Annotated in this window: 18 protein-coding genes and 1 tRNA gene; 17 read left to right on the plus strand and 2 right to left on the minus strand. The window is 25.5% G+C overall.

Annotated elements, in window-relative coordinates:
* Positions 1–7 precede the first annotated feature (7 nt).
* Positions 8–1786, plus strand: a complete 1779-nt coding sequence (locus AC4FQ1_RS00075; RefSeq protein WP_491168584.1) for an aminopeptidase P family protein — start codon at positions 8–10, stop codon at positions 1784–1786.
* Between the two features lie 132 nt (positions 1787–1918).
* Here AC4FQ1_RS00075 and AC4FQ1_RS00080 read toward each other — a convergent pair whose 3' ends face one another.
* On the minus strand, positions 1919–2341 hold the full coding sequence (locus AC4FQ1_RS00080; RefSeq protein ID WP_491168585.1) for a PPC domain-containing DNA-binding protein: 423 nt from the start codon (positions 2339–2341) through the stop codon (positions 1919–1921).
* A 243-nt stretch (positions 2342–2584) separates the two neighbouring features.
* On the opposite strand from AC4FQ1_RS00080, the gene AC4FQ1_RS00085 reads away from it, so the two are divergent.
* From AC4FQ1_RS00085 to hydA, 9 genes are all read left to right on the plus strand, one after another.
* Positions 2585–3241 carry a pentapeptide repeat-containing protein gene (locus AC4FQ1_RS00085; protein WP_491168586.1) on the plus strand — a complete coding sequence of 219 codons (657 nt, stop codon included), beginning with the start codon at positions 2585–2587 and terminating at the stop codon, positions 3239–3241.
* A gap of 12 nt (positions 3242–3253) precedes the next feature.
* Positions 3254–4408: a 3'-5' exonuclease gene (locus AC4FQ1_RS00090; protein WP_491168587.1), complete on the plus strand. Its 1155-nt coding sequence runs from the start codon at positions 3254–3256 to the stop codon at positions 4406–4408.
* Positions 4409–4678: 270 nt separating this feature from the next.
* Positions 4679–5611 (plus strand): ribokinase, encoded by a 933-nt coding sequence (gene rbsK, locus AC4FQ1_RS00095; protein ID WP_491168588.1) that lies wholly within the window; start codon positions 4679–4681, stop codon positions 5609–5611.
* Positions 5612–5614: 3 nt separating this feature from the next.
* A complete protein-coding gene (gene rbsD / locus AC4FQ1_RS00100; RefSeq protein WP_303129570.1) occupies positions 5615–6010 on the plus strand; it encodes a D-ribose pyranase in 396 nt (131 codons plus the stop codon).
* A gap of 15 nt (positions 6011–6025) precedes the next feature.
* Entirely contained in the window at positions 6026–7525 is a 1500-nt protein-coding gene (locus AC4FQ1_RS00105; protein ID WP_303129571.1) for a sugar ABC transporter ATP-binding protein, read from the plus strand.
* A 53-nt stretch (positions 7526–7578) separates the two neighbouring features.
* Positions 7579–8514, plus strand: a complete 936-nt coding sequence (locus AC4FQ1_RS00110; RefSeq protein ID WP_491168589.1) for an ABC transporter permease subunit — start codon at positions 7579–7581, stop codon at positions 8512–8514.
* Positions 8515–8532: 18 nt separating this feature from the next.
* Positions 8533–9450, plus strand: coding sequence for a ribose ABC transporter substrate-binding protein RbsB (gene rbsB, locus AC4FQ1_RS00115; protein ID WP_491168590.1), 918 nt, complete (start codon positions 8533–8535; stop codon positions 9448–9450).
* A 200-nt stretch (positions 9451–9650) separates the two neighbouring features.
* Entirely contained in the window at positions 9651–10652 is a 1002-nt protein-coding gene (locus AC4FQ1_RS00120; protein ID WP_303129574.1) for a LacI family DNA-binding transcriptional regulator, read from the plus strand.
* A gap of 297 nt (positions 10653–10949) precedes the next feature.
* On the plus strand, positions 10950–12338 hold the full coding sequence (hydA, locus tag AC4FQ1_RS00125) for a dihydropyrimidinase (protein WP_491168591.1): 1389 nt from the start codon (positions 10950–10952) through the stop codon (positions 12336–12338).
* 50 nt (positions 12339–12388) lie between these two features.
* On the opposite strand, the gene AC4FQ1_RS00130 is transcribed toward hydA, so the two are convergent.
* Positions 12389–12463, minus strand: a tRNA-Glu gene (locus AC4FQ1_RS00130).
* 362 nt (positions 12464–12825) lie between these two features.
* Between AC4FQ1_RS00130 and modA the strand changes: the two genes are divergently transcribed.
* From modA to AC4FQ1_RS00165, 7 genes are all read left to right on the plus strand, one after another.
* The gene (gene modA, locus AC4FQ1_RS00135; protein WP_491168592.1) at positions 12826–13626 is read left to right on the plus strand and encodes a molybdate ABC transporter substrate-binding protein; all 801 of its coding nucleotides are present in this window, start codon (positions 12826–12828) and stop codon (positions 13624–13626) included.
* Between the two features lie 82 nt (positions 13627–13708).
* On the plus strand, positions 13709–14416 hold the full coding sequence (locus AC4FQ1_RS00140; RefSeq protein ID WP_303129577.1) for an ABC transporter permease: 708 nt from the start codon (positions 13709–13711) through the stop codon (positions 14414–14416).
* Complete coding sequence (locus AC4FQ1_RS00145; RefSeq protein WP_491147332.1) at positions 14403–15101, plus strand: ABC transporter ATP-binding protein; 699 nt, start codon at positions 14403–14405, stop codon at positions 15099–15101. The genes AC4FQ1_RS00140 and AC4FQ1_RS00145 overlap by 14 nt, the downstream gene beginning before the upstream one ends.
* Before the next feature lie 9 nt (positions 15102–15110).
* Positions 15111–15839: a Rossmann-like domain-containing protein gene (locus AC4FQ1_RS00150; RefSeq protein WP_491168593.1), complete on the plus strand. Its 729-nt coding sequence runs from the start codon at positions 15111–15113 to the stop codon at positions 15837–15839.
* Positions 15840–15911: 72 nt separating this feature from the next.
* Positions 15912–16559: a hypothetical protein gene (locus AC4FQ1_RS00155; protein WP_491168594.1), complete on the plus strand. Its 648-nt coding sequence runs from the start codon at positions 15912–15914 to the stop codon at positions 16557–16559.
* 102 nt (positions 16560–16661) lie between these two features.
* Entirely contained in the window at positions 16662–17729 is a 1068-nt protein-coding gene (locus AC4FQ1_RS00160) for a conserved phage C-terminal domain-containing protein (protein WP_491168595.1), read from the plus strand.
* A gap of 221 nt (positions 17730–17950) precedes the next feature.
* Positions 17951–20011 carry a DUF262 domain-containing protein gene (locus AC4FQ1_RS00165; protein WP_491147322.1) on the plus strand — a complete coding sequence of 687 codons (2061 nt, stop codon included), beginning with the start codon at positions 17951–17953 and terminating at the stop codon, positions 20009–20011.
* Positions 20012–20042 lie beyond the last annotated feature (31 nt).

The raw sequence follows: 20042 nt of genomic DNA on the forward strand, positions 1-20042 counted from the left end.
CGATTTTATGAATAATCTTATAAAAAATAGATTAGAAAAATTTAGAGCAATAATGAAGAAAAAGGGGATAGATTATTATATTATTCCAAGTTCAGATTCACATGGTAGTGAATATGTAAGTGATTATTTTAAAGGAAGACAGTTTATGTCAGGATTTACAGGGTCAGCAGGAACTTTACTTATTGGATTAAAGGAATCTATACTTTGGACTGATGGCAGATATTTTATTCAAGCAGAAAAAGAACTAAAGGATTCTAATATAAAATTATTCAAAATGAGAATAGAAGGATATCCAACTTTAAATGAATGGATTAAAGAAAATATTAAAAAGGGTGAGGTTTTAGCTTTTGATGGAAAAGTATTTTCAGTAAATGACTACAAGTCCTTTAAAGAAATTGAAAAAAGTAATTTATTTAAAATAAAAATAGATGAAGATTTACTTCAATATGTTTGGGAAGATAGACCAAGCCTACCAAATGAAAATATATTTATTCATGATGTAAAATATGCAGGAAAAAGTAGAGAAGAAAAGTTACAAGAAGTAAGAGAAAAGATGACTTCTTTAAATGTTGATTATTATATAATATCATCATTAGATGATATTGCTTGGCTTTATAACCTTAGAGGAAATGATATTTTATATAATCCTGTATTTTTAAGTTATTCAATTATTGAAAAGAATAAAGCTTATATTTATATAGATGAAGAGAAGGTTTCAGAGAAAATTAAATATGAATTAGAAAAGGATAATATATATATTAAAAATTACAATAAAATAATTGAAGATACTAAATTATTAGAAGGAAATATACTTATTGATCCTAAAAAAATTAATTCACTTATATATGAAAATATAAATTCTAATTGTAAGGTTATAGAAAGTTTAAATATAACAACAAAATTAAAGGCTATAAAAAATAAAATAGAATTAGAAAATCTAAACAGATGCCAAATAAAAGATGGAGTAGCTATGGTTAAGTTTAGAATGTGGTTAGAAAATAATGTTGGAAAAGAAAAGATTACAGAAATATCAGCTTCAGAAAAGCTAAAGGAGTTTAGAAGTTTTGGTGAATTTTTTAAAGGGGAAAGTTTCAATACAATTGCAGGTTATAAAGAACACGCTGCTATGATGCATTATAGTGCGACCAAGGTAAGTGATTATGAGCTTAAAAAAGAAGGCCTTTTTTTAGTTGATTCAGGTGGACAATATTTAGATGGGACTACTGATATTACAAGAACATTTGTACTTGGAAAGCTTACACAAGAGGAGAAGGATGATTTTACATTAGTTTTAAAGGGACATATAAATTTACTAACTACAAAGTTTTTAGATGGAACAACAGGTTCAAATATTGATATAAAGGCTAGAGAACCATTATGGAATAAAGGAATAGATTATAAATGTGGAACAGGTCATGGTGTTGGATTTTTCTTAAATGTTCATGAAGGGCCTCAGAGTATAAGCCAAGTTCCAAATAATGTAGTATTAAAACCAGGAATGATTATAACAAATGAACCTGGAATATATAAAGAAGGTAAGCATGGAATAAGAACAGAAAATACTATGCTTGTTGTAGAAGATAAAGAATCAGAATTTGGAAAGTTTTATAAGTTTGATGTTATATCATATTGTCCAATAGATACAAAGGGTATAAATAAAGAGCTTTTAAGTGAAGAAGAAATAAATTGGATAAATAATTATCATGAAATAGTGAGAGAAAAGTTATCAAAATATTTAAACAGTGACGAAATTAAGTTTTTAAATAAAATAACAGAAAAAATATAAAAATATATGATTAAATAATTATAGTAATAGAAGTTTTAATAATTTATTTATAAGATAAATAAAATTTATTGTATAAAATAATTTAAAGATATAGAATTAGAAAGAATGACTAATTCTATATCTTTTTTTGCTTTATTTTAAATTCATTACGTTTAATCCAGATACTTCATCTAAATATCTAGGAATTTGTCCATCTAATTCAGTTAAAATAATTTCACAAACAGCAGTAACTGTTCCTTCAACAAAATGGCCACCATAAGTTACACAGTCTTCACCACTAAAATTTATATGTAGATGAAGATAAGGTTCATTATCTTTAGTTGTTAAATTTCCAAGTAAACTTGTTATTTCATATTTTCCATCAAATACAGTCTCATTATATACTTTTGTATTTAAATCAAAGTATCCTATTTTTATATTTGTTGCTGCACCTATAGCAGAAATTGAACCAAGTTTTATATTATTATCCTTACAAAAGTTTTTAATAGAACTTACTATGTTTTCACCTTTATCTATTTTTAAAATCCAAGTATTATTTATTTTTTTAAAATCCATCTTCAATACCTCCAATAAAATATAGTTTAATTTAATTATAACCTTAAAATTAATGTAAAGGTAAATATAAATTATGTAGATTAAAAATTTTTTAAGGTATATAACGTATATAAAATACTCTTAAATGAAAATAAATAAAACATATAAATAAATTGTATTGTATGATAATATAGAGTGAGATAAAAGTAAAATTTAATAGGAATTTATTAATAAATTTATAAATAAATTAGCTTGGAGGATTATATGGCTATAAATAAAAAAATAAATGAAAGATTCCATTACAATAATGGGAAAAAAACAAATAAAAACTTTATGTATAATGATTTTAGAAGAGCTAACTGTTATAACAGTGAATTTTCAGGGTCAAATTTTAATTTTGCAAGCTTTAGAGGGGCACATTTTAAATCATGTGATTTCTTTGGTTGTACATTTAAATGGACTGAATTTATAGGTAGTAATTTAAAGAAAAGTAAATTTAAAAAAGCTGAGTTTAAAAATGCAATATTTGAAGGTGTTAATTTAGAAGGTGTAGATTTTGATGGTGCTAAATTTAAAAATGTTATATTTTTAAATACTGATATAAGTAAGGCAGTAAATTTAAAATTTAAAGACGAAGAAGTTAAAATATTAGATGATTTTCCAAAGCTAGACCTTAGCTTAGAATTAATGACTTCATTAAATAAAGCAATGGATAATGAGTATATTAAGAAATCAAGAGTTCTAGATACAAAAGAAGGTAAAATAAATACTGTAAGTATAATGAGATTAATGGAAAACTTTAATGAAAAATCATTAATTCAAGGACTTAAAATTGCATCAGAAAGAATAGATAGAGATTTTTCTACATTAAGTTATTTAATTAAAGCTATGGAAAGATATAGAGAAGAGGGGCTTCTATAAGGGGGTAAGTAAATGATAAATCCAAAGAGAGAATGGATAGAATTTAAATCAGAAGAAGAAAAAGTTGAAAAATTAAAAGAATTAAAAATAATATCATCAAAAGCAAAAGAAGTTAAGGAATTATATTATAAAGGTGCATATAGTGATGGATCCACACTTTGTGATGTAGTAGGATATGTAGATGAAAATGAAATAATTTTAAAAATAAATGAAAAATTACATAGTGTACATCCAGAATATTTTTTAGATATGCAAAAAAAAGAAAGATTTATAATAGTTGATATAGAAACACCTATGAGCTTTAAAAAAGAAGATGGAATAAGAGAAATAGCTGCTGTTGTAGTTGAAGATTATAGAGTTATAGATACTCTTCATTTAAAGAAAGTTATAGATGAACAAGAGTATAAAAAAGGTTATGGAAATGGATTAGAAGCAATAGAAGAAGATGAAGAAATTAAAGAAAAATTTAAAGCTTTAGTTAAAAAGTATAAATGCCCATTATTAGCTCACAATGCAAGTTTTGATAGGAAATTTTTAAAGCATTGGGGATTTGTTGATGATAAGCAAAAGTTCTATTGTAGCTTAAATACAATTAGAGCAATGGTTAAGCTTGATAGTTATAAACTTGTTGACTTATTAAAGTATTATGGAATTAAAGATGGACAAGAACATAATGCTATTCAAGATGTTCTTGATTTATTAGAACTTTTAAAAAAATTAAAGCCAGAAAAATGGCAAACTATAGATAGTCGTGTTAAGTATAGTTTAGATAAAAAGAGTGAAAAAAAGTTAGAAGATAAACTTGATAAGTCAAGGGAGAAAAAAGCGTCACCTAAGTTTGTAAGAAAAAGCAAAGAGGAAAAAGAAGCAGAAAAATTAAGACTTGAAAAGGCTAAAGAAAATATTATAGAAAATTTATTTGATGGAAAGAAAATAGTTTTTACAGGAGATACTAAGAAGGATAGAATTGAGCTTCAAGAACTTGCAATCATGTATGGCGGAGCTGTTACACAAAGTATAAGTGGTAAAACATATATGGTAGTTGTTGGAGAGAATCCTGGAGTTAGCAAAATATCAAAAGCTAAAGAACTTGGAATAAAAATTATAAGTGAAGATGAATTTTTAAATAATGTAAATTTAGAATCAGTTCAAATGAAGCTTTTTTAAAAATAATTTTTAGCAAGAATTTAATTATAAAAATAGATGCTATGAATTAGTACATCAATATATGAGATAAATTTATATTTATACAAAGCAGGTAGTTAAGTAAAAAACTACCTGTTTTGTAATTTAATATAGAAAAAATCACTGATTATAATTAAATTTAAATAAAAAATTCAGAAAATTTTAAAAAAAGACTTGTAAACGATTTTAAAATGTATTATGATTTACTTAACCGATTTAGTTTAACGGTTAAGTAAAGAAAGGATGGGGAAGATGAATAAAGTTTGTGTAATTGGAAGCATAAATATGGACTTAGTTATAAAGGTTAAGAACATGCCAAAGGAAGGAGAAACCATACTTTCAAAATCCTTTGAAAAAATAGCTGGAGGAAAAGGAGCTAATCAAGGGGTTGCTGCAAAAAGATGTGGCAATAAAGTTACAATGATAAGTAAAATTGGACAAGATGATAATGGAAAAATATTAAAAGGTCTTTTAGATAAAGAAGGAATAAATACAGAATATATATTTGTTGATGAAAAAGAACCAACAGGAATGGCTATGATAACAGTAAATGATAATGGTAATAATTCAATTGTTGTTATATCAGGTTCAAACATGACATTAAATAACGATGAAATAAAAAAATGTGAGAATGTTATAAAGGAAAGTGATATTGTAATATCTCAATTTGAAACACCAGAAGATATTACAATTGAAGGATTTAAAATGGCTAAGGAAAATAATAAATTAACTATTTTAAATCCAGCACCAGCAAAAAAAATAAAAGATGAATTATTAAAATATACAGATATAATAATTCCAAATGAAACAGAAGCAGAACTTTTAACAGGAATAGAAGTTAACGATTTAGAAACAGCAAAAATTGCAGCTTCAGAATTTTTCAAAAAAGGAGTTAAGTTTGTAATTATAACTTTAGGTTCAAAAGGAGCAGCTGTTATAAGTAAAGAAAAGGCTGAAATAGTTAAAGCATTTAAAGTAAATGCAATAGATACAACAGCAGCAGGTGATAGCTTTATTGGAGGATTAAGTACGAAGTTAAATATAAATGAAATGACTTTTGAAAATCTTTTAAAGGCAGTAAGGTTTGGAAATAAAGTTTCATCTATAACAGTACAAAGAAAAGGAGCACAACCTTCAATAGCAAGTATAGAGGAAGTAGTTGAAGTTTATGGAGAGGAAGATTAATATATGAGAAAAACAAAGTTATTAAATAGCCAAATAAGTTCAGTAATATCAGAAATGGGACATACAGATTCTTTGGCAATAGGAGATTGTGGATTACCTATACCAAAGGATGTAAAAAGAATAGACCTTGCAATAATTAAGAATTTACCTACATTTATAGATACATTAAAAGCAGTTTTATTAGAATTAGAAATTGAAGAAGTAGTACTTGCAACAGAAACAGAAAAAATAAGCAATGATCTTTATAAGGAAATAAAGAAAGAAATTGGTGATGTAAAAGTAACATTCGTAAGTCATGAAAAGTTAAAAGAAAACTTAAAGGAATGCAAGGCTGTAATAAGAACAGGTGAGCAAACTCCTTATGCAAATATTATTTTAAAGTCAGGAGTTGTATTTTAAGAGGAGGCGTTTAGAATGAATGCAAAAAAACCAATGCTTAAAATGGAGGGAGTGAGTAAGTCATTCCCTGGTGTTAAAGCACTAGACAATGTAAATATTACTGCTTATGGAGGTGAGGTTACTGCTTTAATGGGTGAAAATGGAGCAGGAAAATCAACTCTTATGAAAATATTAAGTGGAGTTTATACAAAGGATGAAGGTAAAATATATCTTCAAGGTGAAGAAGCTAATATTCAAGGTATAAAATCAGCAGAGGAACTTGGAGTTACAATAATTCACCAAGAACTTAGTATAATAAATAACTTAACAGTTGCTGAAAATATATTTTTAGGTAATGAAAAAACAAATAATTTTGGAAAAATAAATAAAAAACTTATGGTTGAAAGAAGTAAAATGTTTTTAGAGCAAATTGGATGTACAGTTGATCCAAATGAGCTTGCTGGCAATTTAAATGTTGGTGAAAAACAAATGGTTGAAATAGCAAAAGCATTAACAAAAAATGCAGCAATAATAATAATGGATGAACCAACAACAGCACTTACTGAAGTTGAAACAAAAAATCTTTTTAAAGTAATAGAAAATTTAAAAAGCAAGGGTCTTGCTATAATTTACATATCACACAGAATGGAAGAAATATTTGCAATATGCGATAGAGTTGAAGTTTTAAGAGACGGTAAATATGCAGGAAATGCATTAATTAAAGATATAGATAATGATGACCTTATAACAATGATGGTTGGAAGAAAAATTGAAGATCAGTTTCCATATAGAGAAGTTAAAAAAGGAAATGTTATATTAGATGTTAAAAATTTAAGCTCAAATGCTGGAGTAGAAAATGCAAGCTTTGAAGTTAGAGAAGGAGAAATACTTGGAATTGCAGGACTTATGGGTTCAGGAAGAACAGAACTTGCAAAAACAATATTTGGTGCATATAAAAAGACAAATGGAACAGTAAAAATAAATGGACAAGAACTTCATGGAAATAGTATAACAGAAGCTATAAAAAATGGTATATGTTATCTTTCAGAAGATAGAAAGAAAGAAGGGTGTGTCCTTGGACTATCTGTTTCAGATAATATGACTATATCAAATCTTGACAGTTATGAAAATAAATTATTTGTATTAGATAAGAAAAAAGAGGCATCTGATGTAATCGATTATATAAAGAAAATTAGAATAAAAACACCAAATCCAGAACAACTTATTAAAAATTTAAGTGGTGGTAATCAGCAAAAAGTTATTTTAGCTAAATGGCTTTTAACAAAACCAGAAGTTTTAATTATTGATGAACCAACAAGAGGAATAGATGTTGGAGCTAAGAAAGAAATTTATGAATTATTAAATGAGCTTAAAGAAAGTGGAAAAGCTATTATAATGATTTCTTCTGATATGCCAGAAGTACTTGGTATAAGTGATAGAATTCTTGTTATGAGTGAAGGAAAAATAACAGGAGAAGTAAGTAGAGAAGAAGCAACACAAGAAAAAATAATGAAATTAGCCGTTGGGATAAAGTAAAAATAAAAGTATAAAAGGAAATATAAATTTTTATTTTGAGAGGAGTTTTTAAAATGAAAGAAAACTACAAAGTATACTTAGATAAATATAAATCTTTAATAGGATTAGTATTATTATGTGTAATTATATCATGTGTAACACCAAAGTTTTTAAGTATAGCAAATATAACAAACGTGTTTACACAAGTTTCAGTTAATGCAATTATAGCTGTTGGTATGACTTTTGTTATATTAACAGGAGGAATAGATTTATCAGTTGGTTCAACACTTGCAATTAGTGGAGCTCTTTCAGCATCAATAGTAAAATCAACTGGAAGTATTACTTTAGCAATTTTAGGTGCAGCAGTATGCGGTATTATCATTGGATTTATAAACGGTATTTTAATAGCAAAAGGAAAATTACAAGCATTTATAGCAACACTTGCAACTATGACAATATTTAGAGGGGTTACATTAGTATATACAGATGGAACACCAATATCAAAATTATCAGAAAGTTTTGCAAAAATAGGTAATGCAAAGATTGGTTTTATACCAGTACCAGTTATTATTACAATTATTATAGCAATTATAGCAATATTTATATTATCACAAACTAAATTTGGTAGATATCTTTACGCTTTAGGTGGAAATGAAGAGTCAGCAAAACTTTCAGGAATAAATACTGATAGAATTAAGATGATGACTTATGTTGTTTCAGGATTTGTTTCAGCAATAGCTGGGGTAATTATTACAAGTAGAATAGGATCTGCTTCACCAAATGCAGGAACAGGATTTGAACTTGATGCAATCGCAGCAGTTGTTATTGGAGGAACTTCACTTGCAGGTGGAGAAGGTAAAATTTCAGGAACAATAATTGGTGCATTAATAATTGGAGTATTAAATAATGGATTAAACTTAATGAATGTATCACCATTTTACCAATCAATTGTAAAAGGATTAGTTATATTAATAGCAGTATTATTAGATAAAAAAAGCAGAAAAAAATAATTTAAGGAGGGTAATATAATGAAAAGAAAAAAAAGATTAATCGCATTTATGCTAATTAGTATTTTCTTTGTAGGCTCCTTAACAGGCTGTATGAGAAAGAATAATGAGAAAAAAATAGGAATGGTAATATCAACACTTAATAACCCATTTTTTATTTCTATGAAAGAGGGTGCTGAAAAAGAAGCTAAAAAATTAGGGTTTGATCTTATTGTTCTTGATTCAACAAATGATCCTGCAAAAGAAAGATCAAATGTAGAGGATTTAATACAACTTGGTGTAGTTGCTCTTTTAATTAACCCAACAGATAGTGATGCAGTAATTAAAACAGTTGAAGTTGCAAATAAAGCTAATGTTCCTGTAATAACATTGGATAGACAAGCAAATGGTGGAGTTGTTACAAGTCATATTGCATCAGATAACGTAGTTGGTGGAGAAATGGCTGGAAAATATGTTCTTGATAAGTTTAAAGATAAAGACAAAATAAATATAGTTGAACTTCAAGGTATTCCAGGAGCTTCAGCTACAAGAGATAGAGGAAAAGGATTCCATAATGTATTAGATAAAGATAAGAAAGCTAATTTTATATCAATACAAGCAGCTGATTTTGATAGACAAAAAGGACTTCAAGTAATGGAAAATATTATACAAAGAAATTCTGATATTCAAGTAGTATTTGCACATAATGATGAAATGGCACTTGGTGCTTCAAAGGCAATACAAGCAGCTGGACTTAACACTATTGTAATTGGATTTGATGGAAACGATGATGCAAAAAATGCAATAGAAGCTGGAACAATGGATGCAACTATAGCTCAACAACCAGATGAAATCGGAGCACTTGGTGTTGAACTTGCAGCAAAAATATACAATGGAGAAAAAGTTGATAAAAATATAGCAGCTGATCTTAAAATTTATACAAATGAAAATAGAAATTAGTTTTTTAAAAATTAAATATTTATTTTTAATATGATATTAAATTGATACATTAAAGATAAAAATTAGTTAAAATATAAGAAAGATTTTAAGCACCAAGCCTTATAAATAATAAATAGATTTTAAGGCGGTGCTTTTTATTTATAATTAAAATAACTTTTTATGGTATAATTTTAATATATATGCATATTACGAGGTGGAAAATGAGGAAGACAACTTTAGCAGACATAGCAAAAGCAGTTGAAGTTTCAAAAACAACAGTATCTATGGTGCTTAATAATAAAGATGGAAATATATCTAAAGAAACAAGAGAAAAAATATTAAATAAAGCAAAAGAACTTAATTATGTTCCAAATTTTTTGGCAAAAAGTTTAACTACTAATAAATCTTATAGTATAGGAGTTATAGTACCTGATATACAAAATCCTTTTTTTAGCGAAATTGCAAAGGCAATAGAAAATATTGCTGAAAAGAGTGGGTATAGTATGGTTCTTTGTAATACTTTTAATAGCAAAGAAAAAGAAGAAAAATACATAAATCTTTTAATGAGTAAATCAATAGATGGAATAATAATAGCTCCTGTTTCAGAAAAAATTGATGGACTTAAAAAGCTTGAAGCAAATGGGATTCCTTTTGTATTAGTAGATAGATTAATAAAGAATTATGAAAATGTAAATGGAGTATTTTGTAATAATAAAGAAGGTATAAAACTTGGTGTTCATTTTCTTTATAAAAATAATAAAAGAAATATAGCATTTATAATTGGAAATAGTAATCTTGAAACATCAAAAGAGAGACTTATAGGTTTTAATGAAAAAATGGAAGAACTTAATATATTAAATAAAGAACTTATAATACATGAAGAATATTCTATGGAAGGTGGTTTTTCTGCAACAGAAAAATTAATGAGTAAAGAAAAAAACATAGATGCTATATTTTATAGTAGTGATGTTATGGCAATTGGAGGAATGAAATATTTACTTAGAAATGGATATAAAATTCCTGAGGATATAAGTATATTAGGTTTTGATAATATAAATATATCATCATTTATAGAACCTGAACTTACAACAGTTGCACAACCTATATGGGAAATGGGAGAAGAGTCTATAAAGCTTTTATTTAAACTTATAAATAAAGAAGAAGTTTTAAATAAAACAGTTGAATTAGAAGCATATTTAATAGAAAGAGGAACTATTAAGTAAGTATTATATAAAGTATTAAATTAATATTTTATAATAATTACTTAAAGGGATAACTGTTAATGAAATTTTAATTTAATTTGTTAAGTCTATACAATTAACAATAAGGCTTGTATTATTATAATTAGGGTATTTAGAATTGCAAGATATAATATATTTAATTGAAAAATTGATTTAATATGAATTTATTATATTAAAGATTTTTTATGATAATTTTTATGTATTAGGATTAATTATTTCAATGTTAATTTATATTCTTGTACTTAAGATAAGTATTAAAAAGATGGAGAGGTGTTTAATATGAGTTTGCTAGTTAAAAATGGGACTATAGCAACAGCTAGTGATTTATATAAGGGAGATATATATATTGAGAATGGAATCATAAAAGAAATTGGATTAAATCTCAATAAAAATGCAGATGAAATTATAGATGCAAATGGTAAATATGTAATTCCAGGTGGTGTAGATGTTCATACACATTTTAATTTAGATGTTGGTATTGCAGTTTCAAATGATGATTTTTATACAGGAACTGTTGCAGCAGCTTGTGGTGGGACAACTACTATAGTAGACCACATGGGATTTGGACCAAAGGGATGTAATTTAAAACATCAAGTTGATGTTTATCATGGATATGCTGATGGCAAAGCTGTAATCGACTACAGTTTTCATGGGGTAATTCAAAGTATAGATGAAAATATATTAGAAGAAATGGAAAGTATAGTTAAGGATGAAGGAATTTCAAGTTTTAAAATTTATTTAACTTATGATTATATGATTGATGATGAAGGAGCATTAAAGGTTCTTAAAAGATTAAAAGAATTAAATGGAATGATGACAGTTCATTGTGAAAATCATGGAAGTATAAAATATTTAAGAGAAAAATTTGTAGAAGAAGGATTAAAAACTCCTAAGTATCATCCATTAAGCAGACCATCTGAATGTGAAGGAGAAGCTGTTAATAGAATGATAAACATTGCAGAAATTGCAGGAGAAGGGCCACTTTATGTAGTTCATTTATCATCAGAATTAGGACTTAGTTATATAAAACTTGCAAGAGAAAGAGGTCAAAAGGTTTATGCTGAGACATGCCCTCAGTATTTAGTATTAGATGACAGTCTTTATGATTTGCCAAATAATGAAGGATTAAAATATATAATGAGCCCTCCACTTAGAAAAAAAGAAGATAATAATGCTTTATGGAAGGGTATTAAAGATGGATATATTCAAACAATAGCAACTGATCATTGTCCTTTTGCATTTAATAAAGACAAGCAAATGGGTAAAGATGATTTTACAAAGTGTCCAAATGGAGCACCAGGTGTTGAAGAAAGAATACCTTTAATATTCTCAGAAGGCGTTATGAAAAAGAGAATAAGTATAAATAAATTTGTTGATGTTTGTTCAACAAAACCTGCAAAAATATTTGGACTTTATCCTAAAAAAGGAACAATTGAAGTTGGATCAGATGGAGATTTAGTAATAATTGATCCAGATAAAGAAGTTACATTAAGTAGTAAAAATCTTCATTCAAATGTAGATTATTCAGCATATGAAGGACTAAAAGTTAAAGGATATCCTATATATACAATATCAAGAGGAAAGATAATAGTTAAAGATAATAAGTTTATTGGAAATATGGGAGATGGAAAGTTTTTAAAACGTGGAAAGTCAGATTGGAATGATTAATAAAAAAAGTGCTATATACATTTTGTATATAGCACTTTTTTTGAATTTAATGGTAGTCCTTAGGGGAATTGAACCCCTGATTCCACCGTGAGAGGGTGGCGTCTTAACCTCTTGACCAAAGGACCAAAGAATAATTAAATTATATCACTTTGAAAATGAATAGTTAAATTTAATATAATTTCAAATTTCAGTAAATTGTAAGGTTTAAGTTTATTTTTAATAAGTATTTAAATATAGATATAAAAATACTTTTAAATAATCTTTAATACTAAATAATTTTAAAAGAATTTTAATTTAATAATATAAATACTTTAATGAGATTTAATTTATTATAATTTATTAAATGGAAAACTTATTAATGAATTATTAAATATGTAATCATTTTACATTATATTTATATAAAGTTTTATTTTTATTAAAAAAATTGAAACAATATTAATGGTATAATTTAATAGTAAAAACAAATATTTCTAGGGGGAGAAGTTTTATGAAAATCAAAAAGATGTTATCAGTAATGATAGCTATTTGTTTAGTTGCTTTTGGTATTGTAGGATGCTCAAATAAACAAGATGCATCAACTGATAGTAAGCAAACAAATACAAAAAGCGAAAAGACACTATTAGTTTATAGTGGAGCAGGACTTAAAAAGCCTATGGGACAAATTGCAAAGGATTTCGAAAAAGAAAAAGGAGTAAAAGTAGAGTACATATTTGCAGGTTCAATGCAATTACTTAGTCAATTAGAAACATCAGGAAAAGGTGATGTATTTATTGTAGGATCTCAAAAAGCTTATGATGCAGCTAAAAAGAAAGGTCTTGTTGGAGATAGTAAAAAAGTTGCTTATCATACACCAGTTATTGTAACTAAAAAAGGAAATCCTAAACATATAAAAACATTAAAGGATCTTGAAAAGCCTGGTGTAAAGGTTATATTAGGGGATGAAAAATCTAATGCAATTGGACAAACAACTCAAAAGATTATAGAAAAAAATAAATTACAAGGAATAAATAAAAATGTTGTAGCTAAAGTTGCAACTGTAAATGAAATCGTAACACAAATTGTTGATGGTAAGGCAGATGCTGCAATAGCAACAAGAGATAGTGTATATAATAATGATAAAGTTTCTATTGTGGAAATACCAAAAGATCAAAATGTTGATCAAATATTACCTATAGGTGTAGTTGAAGCATCTAAAGAAAAGAATTTAGCTACTGAATTTGTAAATTATGTTTCTTCAGATAAAGGTAAAAGTGTATTTGAAAAATACGGATTTAAACCAGTAAAATAAAATGATAAATAAGATATTTAAATTAGGGTTAATAACTTTATTAGTTTTAACCCTAATCTTTACATTAACCCCTATATTATTTTTGATAATAAGGGGAGCTTATACTATAAAGGAATGTATTTTATCAGAAGAAATAAGATTTGCATTTAAGCTTAGTTTTCAAACATCAATAATATCAACATTAATATGTATGGTTGTTTCACTTCCAGTAGCTTATACTCTTTCTAGATTAGAATTTAAATTCAAAAAATTTTTATGTACAGTTTTATATATTCCTATGTCTCTTCCACATTTAATACTTGGAATTGCATTGCTTTTAGTTTGTGGTAATTCTTTTATAGGAAGGTTTTTAGAAAGTATTGGTTTAGACTTTGTTTTTACTGTTAGAGGTATAATACTTGCTCAAGTTTTTGTTAATATATCTTTTTCTATAAAAATGTTAAAGACTGCAATAGAAGGTTTAGACTTTAAATTAGAATTTGTTGCAAGAACACTTGGATGTACAAAGGTTAAGTGTTTTTATAAGATAATATTACCTTCAATAAAAAGGGATATACTTTCAACTCTTATGATAACATTTTCAAGAGCTATTGGTGAATTTGGAGCTGTAATGCTTTTAGTTGGAACTACAAGAATGAAAACAGAACTTCTTCCAACATCTATATATTTAAATGTTGCAACAGGAGATATGGATATAGCAATTGGTGTTGCAACAATACTTATAATAGTATCAATTTTAACTATACTACCTTTTGAAATTTTAGAGGGGAAAAGTAATGCTAGAGATTAAAAACATAAATTTAAAATTAAATAAGTTTTCCTTAAAAAATATAAATTTAAATATAAATGAAGGAGAATACTTTGTTATATTAGGTCAAAGTGGAAATGGAAAAACAGTTTTTTTGGAAACTTTAGCAGGTTTATATGAAAATTTTTCAGGTGAAATTATTTATAAAGGAAAGGTTATTTCAAATATAGATATAGAAAAAAGAAAAATTGGATTTGTATATCAAAAACATGAACTTTTTCCATTTTTGAGTGTAGAAGATAACATAGCATTCGGACTAAGAGTAAATAGATATAAAAATAAATTAATAAAAGAAAAGGTAAATGAGTATTTAAAGATATTTAAAATAGAACACTTAAAGAAAAGATATCCTAAAAATTTAAGTGGTGGAGAAAGTCAAAGGGTAGCTTTAGCTAGAGCTTTAATAATAGAGCCAGATATTTTGCTTTTAGATGAACCGTTAAGTGCTTTAGATAAGGTTACTAAAGATATTTTAATAGAAGAAATAAAGGAGATAAAAAAATCTTTTAAAACAACAATTATTCATGTTACTCATGATATTAATGAAGCTTTGGTTTTAGCTGATAATATAGGAATTATGAAAAATGGAGAGTTAAAGCATATTATGAGTATAGAAAGTTTTAAAGAAAAATATGAAGAAGGATTTTATGAAAATCTCTTAAAGTAAGGTGATAATATGAAGTTTTATGATGAAATAAAAGAAAAATTTATTAATATAATAAAAGAGAATAATTTGGATATAAATGAAGAAGTTATTTTAACAAAAAAGCTTACTCCAAAGGAAGCTATAGGTAATCCAGATAGAGATGATTATCCAATACTTAAAGGAAAAGAAGTTTTGTTAAATTCTAATTATAAAGGATTTATAGGACAAGCATATACTGATAATCCAAAGGATTTTAAGGGAACTCTTAAAGATATTTTGGATTTGGATTTATCTTTAGAGGATAACTTACCAGTATTTATTGCTACATTAAATGCAGTGCTTAGAAGTTTAAATCTTATTAGTGGAACTATTCATTGTAAAGATGATGAACCAAAGGAATGTGCAAAAAAGATTTTTAATGAAATGAAAAAAAGTTATAAGGGTAAAAATATTGCACTTATTGGTCTTCAACCAGGGATATTAAATGCATTAAGTAAAGAATTTAATGTTAGGGTCCTTGATTTAAATGATAAAAATATAGGTGAAAAGAAGTGTAATGTTGTTGTAGAGCATGGAATTTATGACTTTGATGATGTTGTAAATTGGGCTGATGTTTTATTAGCTACAGGAAGTACTAGTTGTAATGGTACTATAACTAATATTTTAAATGTTAATAAGCCTATTTATTTTTATGGTACATCAATATCTGGTATAGCATATATTATGGGATTAAAAAGATTGTGTTTTTGTTCTAAATAATTAGGGAAATTGGTATAATTTATATAGAATATATAAGAAGGGATGTTTAATTTGAAAAAAATATTTATAACAATGTTAATTATTTTAATTCCTTTTACAATTATATCATGTAATAAAACAGATAATAATTCTGAACAAACTAAAAGTGAAGTAACAGAAAACAAAGAAGAAGTAAATTTAGATAAATTAAAAGAAGAAATCAAAGAAGAAGTTAGAAAAGAAATTGAAGAGGAAAATAAAAATAAAGACACTTCTAATAAATCTAATAATGCAGATAAAGCTAACAATAAAGATGAAAAAGAAAACTCTAATAAAGTTAATAATAATCAAAATGAAAAAGAACATAATAATGAGCAAAAGTTAAATGAAGCTTTTAAGAAACAACATTTTTTAGAGAAGGATAATGAGGGAAGAAGAAATTTTCAAAAGGATCAAAATCTTGATAATCTTTTAGCTCTTAATTTAAATATGGATTATAATTATCAACCATACTTAGATGAAAAAGGTAATAAGGGCATATCTGTTAAAATATGTTTTAAAGACTTAGGAGGTTCTAAGGAATATTATAGAGAGGCTAAACGTTTTGTTGCTTTAATGAATGAATTTAGAATAAAGAGTGGTGCAGATATACAAAATTTATATATTTATAATTTAGATAATTCAGCAAATATGACTTATAAATGGAATGAAAATACTGAAGTATTTGAAAAGGTTAAATAAAGTATTAAAAAAGTAGGTAATTTAATTATCTACTTTTTTTGTTTTTTTAAGTAAGTGCATATTTATTAAGTAGAATAAATTTTTTTAAGGTGGGGTTTATATATGAAAAAAATAATTTGTGGATATTCACAGCAGGCTGCAATAGACTTTGGATTAGATCTTAAGGATTTACAAATCTTAAGACAAATTCATGATTTTATAAAATTAGGATATATTTATAGCAAAGAAATTGATGGAGAAAGATTTTATTGGATTAAATCATCATTTTTACTTAGTGAAATTCCTCTTCTTGAAATAAAAAGTTCAGATGTATTAAGAAGAAGACTTAAAAGATTAACTGAACTTAAAATATTAGATTATAGATTAGTTAAAGATAAAGGTTTATTTACATTTTATAGATTTGGAGAAAACTATAAGTTATTATTTGTTCATGAAAATAAGGATACAAAAAGAGAAAAAGAAAATAAGGAACTTAAAAAAATAGTAGATATAATATCAAAATCAAAAAAATCAGAAGAAAAAAGAGAAGAGAAAATATTAAATAATATTGAAAAGGAAAAAGAAACTAAAGAAGTATTAGAAGAAAAAATTATAGAAGATGAAAGAATAGAAAACAGATCTTTAGAAGACAATTTTGAATCTAATGTACAAATTATTGATGACTGTTATGAAAAAGGTGCTAGTAATAATTATGCTTTTGGAAAGAAGAATAAAAAATTTTACCCAAAAACAACATACTTAAATACTGATGGGGATATTGATTTTGGAACGGTTAATGGCATCTCAAAAGACGGAACAAATAATAAACAGTCTAATATAAACAAAGAAAAAGATAATAAAAAAATATATATAAAAAAGATTTGTGAAGAGGTTATTGAATTTTTAAATAGTGAACTTGATACAAGTTATAAAGCAAATAGTAAACAAATTTTAAAGCTTATAAAAAAACTTGTTGAAAATGGATATACTGTTTCAGATTTTAAGAAAGTTATATTGAATAAGAAGAATAGGTGGAAGGGGACAGAGTATGAAATTTATTTAAGACCATCAACTCTTTTTAGTGAAAGTAGGTTTGAAGAGTATTTAAACGAAAAGCCTATAAATAAGCAAAAAAGTGAAGTGAAAAAGCTTCATGATGTTTATAAGCCTTTTTTTGATGATAATTATTAGGTGTGAATTTATAATTATTAATATAAAGAAAAAATACAATTATCTAAAATTATAGAGCTTTTTATTCTAAAAATAAAATAGTTAAAAAATTGATTTCTAAAAATCTATAAATATCCAGTAAAGGTTTATTTTTGTATATGTTAATTATATAATATAGCTTAGATGTATAAATTAAAAATAATATTATTTTTAAAATATTATTTATAAAACGGGGGATAAAAATGAAGGCTAATGAAAAATGGTTATTGAGATTTTTAGATAGTTCAGATACAAACTTTGTAATACCAGTATATCAAAGAAATTATGACTGGAAAAAAGAACAATGTAAACAATTATATGATGATTTAGTAAATGTAGTTAAATATGATTACAAATCACACTTTTTTGGTACTATTGTTTCTATTTATAACGATTCATCAAGAGATAGAGAATATTTAATAATAGATGGACAACAAAGAATAACAACAGTATCTTTAATGCTTTTAGCTATTTATAACATATTAGATAAAGGAAGACTTGAAAGCAATAAAATAAGAAAAGAGAAGATATATAATCAATATTTAGTTAATCCTTATATGGATGATGATAGTAAATTAAAATTAAAGCCTATTAAAGATGATAGAAAAGCTTTTGAAAATATATTTAATGATGAAGAGCTAAGTGAGGAATCAAACATATCAGCAAATTATAAATATTTTTATGAGAGAATTATTGATGGAGAAATATCATTAGATGATTTATATTCAGCTATAGAAAAATTAATGATTGTTGAAATTGAACTTAAAAATGGAGAAGACGATCCACAATTAATATTTGAGAGTTTAAATTCAACGGGGCTTGATTTAACAGATGCAGATAAAGTTAGAAATTTTATACTTATGGATAAAACATCAAAAGAGCAAGAAGATCTTTATAATAATTATTGGAATAAGGTTGAAAAAAATACACTTTATAATGTTACAAGTTTTTTAAGAGATTACATGACTGTTAAAGAGAGAAGAATTTCTAATATAAATAAAGTATATATAAACTTTAAATCATATATAAAAGATAATGATATAGATATAAAAGATTGCCTAAAAGATATTCTTAATTATTCAGAGTCTTATAATAAAATATTGACAAGCAATACGGGAATAAAGGAAGCAGATGACCATTTACAGAAAATAAATAAACTTGAAGTAAGGGTTTCATATCCTTTTTTACTTGAAGTACTTGATGATTATAATAATGAAATCATAACATCTAAAGATTTAACTGAAATATTTAAAATAATAGAAAGTTATATTTTTAGAAGAATAATGTGTGGGGTTGCAACTAATGCTTTAAACAAAGTATTTATGAATTTATGTAAAGAAATAAAATCTCATAAAAATTATGAAGATAATTATGTTGAAGTATTAAAATATGTATTAACAAATAAAAATTTATCTCAACGTATTCCAGATGATATTGAGTTTAAAAGAAATTTCTTTGAAAACAATATTTATAATTGGAAAAGTAAAAATAAGCTTTATTTATTAGAAAGGTTAGAAAATTATAATAATACAGAAAAAGTTGCTATAGAAAAATTAGTTGAGCAAAATGAATTAAGTATAGAACATATTATGCCACAAAATTTAACTCCAAGTTGGATAGAAATGCTTGGCGAAAATTATGAAGAGGTTAAAGAAAAGTATCTTCATACAATAGGAAATTTAACTCTTACAGGATATAATTCTCAAATGAGCAATAGACCATTTCACGAAAAGAAAACTATAGAGGCTGGTTTTAATAATAGTAGATTAAAACTTAATAAATATATAGCTTCAGTAGATAAGTGGGATGAGGAAGAAATAAAGAAAAGAAGTGAAATTTTATTTAATTTGGCTAAAGAAATATGGCAATACCCATATACTGATTATAAGATAGAAAAGGAGAAAGAAAATTTATTTTACCTTTCAGAAGAAGAAGATTTAACAAATTCAAAAGTTAAAGGATTTTCCTTTATGGGAATAGAAAGAACTTGCAAAACATGGACTGAATTATTTGAAGAAGTATGTAAAATGCTATATGATTTAGATCCTTTTATATTTAGAAAAATAACTAAGAAAGATTTTGGGGATGAGTATTTAAATAAAAGATTTAGTTCAACTAATAAAGATTTAAGAATAGAAGTAAAACTTGCAGAAGATGTTTATGTAGAGAAAAATTTAAATACTAATGCAAAAATATATACTTTAAGAATTATATTTGATGAATACGGAATTGATTATAATGAATTAAGCTATTATATAGAATAAAAGTTAAATTAAAGAGTACCATTAAAGGTGC

The sequence above is a fragment of the Clostridium sp. TJA020 genome, from assembly GCF_058310295.1.